Genomic DNA, 2,453 nt, shown 5'->3' on the forward strand with positions numbered 1-2,453 from the left:
TTGATACTCAGGTCGCTGCGGCGCTGGCTGTAGAACTCGGTGGTGGCCAGTGAAGCGATTTATGCCTTGGTTGTTATAATTTAGCGCCTGCCTCAAGGCAGGCGCAGGTGACAGGAGAGTGATTAATGGTCAGCGCTATGCTGGTTGCTGCTGTCTTTTGGTACTTCTTGTTCTGCTATAAATGCTTCCATCTCTTTTTCCAGCGCTTCAAGGCGCTCACGGGTGTGCCTCAGAACAGCAACCTGGGTATCAAACTCATCACGGGTGACCAGCTCCAGTTTCGACAGTGAACTGGCTACCAGTGCCTTGATATTTTTTTCAATATCTTCCCGGGTCTGGCTTTTGTCACCGTTAAAGAGTTCACCGGCTTTGCTGGCGATGGAATTAATCAGGGCGGCTTTATCGATCATGGTTATTGCCTGGCTGGTAGTCAGAAAAGGAAAGGATACCGTAAGAGCAGCAAAGTAACGATCGGTAATTATTAGTCGAATAACGTCGTAATCTTCCCGGGTTTGAGCACAATAAAGTCATGATCGGCAACGCCATGCTGCTGTTTTGCACGCTGCAGGTCTTCCGGCGGTTGTAGCATTGGCTCATTGGTCAGCATAAAACTGCCCCAGTGCATCGCCAATGACAGGCGTGAACCAACATCGTTGTGAATATGCACAGCTTCTTCCGGATTGACGTGGATCTCTTTCATAAACCAGCGGGGCTCGTAGGCGCCAATCGGGACCATGGCCATATCCATGTAGCCGAAGTGCTTCCCGATGGCTTTAAAATCGGAACTGTAGCCAGTATCCCCGGCAAAATAAAAGCGTTTACCTGGTTCAGCTGCTTCAGCCGACGCTTCAAATACCCAGCCACACCACAATGTTCGATCCGGAAATATTGAACGGCCACTGAAGTGCTGACAAGGTACTGCCGTGTATGTCCAGCCGTGATGGGTATGGGCTTCCCACCAGTCCAGCTCGACCCAATTGGCCATGCCCTGTTTGCTGAACCACTGGCCTAAACCCAGGGGCAACAGAAACAGGGGGGGATTGTCTTTTTGCTTTCTCTGGATGGCTAATACCGAGTTACGATCCAGGTGATCGTAATGGTCGTGAGAAATCACCACCACATCTATATGGGGTAAGGCAGCAATATCGATCGCCGGTGGTGAATAACGCCTGGGGCCAGCCCACTGTACGGGAGACGCTCGTTCAGAAAAATGGGGATCAGTAATAATGTTCATTCCCTGGTGGCGGATTAAAAAAGTGGCATGACCAATCCAGCTGGTCAGAGATTTATCTGAACTCTCAAAGACCGAATAATCATCTTCCACAACCGGGATAGACACTTTTCCCGGCAAGGTCTCAGTGAATTTCCATTTCAGGATATTCCACAACGAGCGATGACGCATTTGCATGGCATCGTTATTGCGAAAGCCGCCGTTTGGCATATGGTGTTTTTTTGAGCGATTCATCGTAGTTCCCCCTTTTATTGTGTTAAACACCCTGGCACGGAGCAACACCTCGAACAAATTTGGGTATCGCCGCACGGCCATAACTCTGTTTGCTGATAATTTTTAACTCGTCATCAAATACAAAATAATCCATGCCTTCCCAATGAAACGATTGGCCAAAGCGAAGTTTGATCATTGCGGCAATCAATTTTTTCATAAAAGACATCCCTTCTACTGGTAGCATATCGTGCTGGCAATACCAGGCAAAACTGGCGGTTTTCTTTTGCTCATCAATCAGCATGCTTTTTTCAATAAAGGTTAACTTGCCGTACATGCCGCTAAAGGCGAAGTTAATGGCTTTGCGCACTTTCTGTTTACCACGGGCGTTGTGGCCATTCATCTCCCGAAATTCGCACTCATCGGCAAAATAGTTCATGACCTCATCCAGGCGCTGATTCGAGAATGCATCGTTGAAGGTGTGCAGTACGCTGCGTATATCATTTGCCATGGGTATTTGTCCCTGCCTTATTATTTTTCAGCAGGGTTTATCACATACCATCGGTTTGGTAAAGGCGCTTTGCCGTCCGGCGCCGAATAAGCACGTTACCGAGTGAGATAAGCTCAGACTCATCTACTCAACTCGTAATAATAGCTAAAAGACCAGAGATGGATACTATGAAAAATGTGATTATTTCTGACGACAGTAGTTGTTTTTCATGTACGAGCTGTCATTGCAGATGCTAAACGACAAATGACAAACGCTATTGATAAAATTGCCAGGCCTTTTCAGTGGACTGGCCAGGTCCGACTATTACCAGACTATGTTTATACAAACGTTTATATAAACACTTCTGCACCAAGTCTGGCTGGCAGGATTTATGGATCTATGCACTGTTCTGGTGCGTATGTGTTGGGTAAAGGTAAGGTTTTAGTGCGTCAAAATGGGTGCGTACCCAGGGCGGCAGAATCGGTCGTACGTCCGTTGTCATCTAAGCCGTTTTAGACGACA

At 47.5% G+C, this 2,453-nt stretch carries 3 protein-coding genes; all 3 read right to left on the reverse strand.

The features are described from left to right. Positions 1-122 precede the first annotated feature (122 nt). Positions 123-410 carry an accessory factor UbiK family protein gene (locus tag KDK14_RS17180; protein ID WP_257266411.1) on the reverse strand — a complete coding sequence of 96 codons (288 nt, stop codon included), beginning with the start codon at positions 408-410 and terminating at the stop codon, positions 123-125. 71 nt (positions 411-481) lie between these two features. After that, positions 482-1,465, reverse strand: coding sequence for an MBL fold metallo-hydrolase (locus KDK14_RS17185; RefSeq protein WP_257266412.1), 984 nt, complete (start codon positions 1,463-1,465; stop codon positions 482-484). 22 nt (positions 1,466-1,487) lie between these two features. Beyond that, positions 1,488-1,952, reverse strand: a complete 465-nt coding sequence (locus KDK14_RS17190) for a nuclear transport factor 2 family protein (RefSeq protein ID WP_257266413.1) — start codon at positions 1,950-1,952, stop codon at positions 1,488-1,490. Positions 1,953-2,453 lie beyond the last annotated feature (501 nt).

The organism is Endozoicomonas sp. ONNA2 (assembly GCF_024606365.1).
In the GTDB taxonomy this organism is placed as follows: Bacteria; Pseudomonadota; Gammaproteobacteria; order Pseudomonadales; family Endozoicomonadaceae; genus Endozoicomonas.

Excerpts from the sequence above, each read along its gene's own strand:
- KDK14_RS17185 (WP_257266412.1), bottom strand. The coding sequence starts at position 1,465 with ATGAATCGCTCAAAAAAACACCATATGCCAAACGGCGGCTTTCGCAAT.
- KDK14_RS17190 (WP_257266413.1), bottom strand. The coding sequence starts at position 1,952 with ATGGCAAATGATATACGCAGCGTACTGCACACCTTCAACGATGCATTC.
- KDK14_RS17180 (WP_257266411.1), bottom strand. The coding sequence starts at position 410 with ATGATCGATAAAGCCGCCCTGATTAATTCCATCGCCAGCAAAGCCGGT.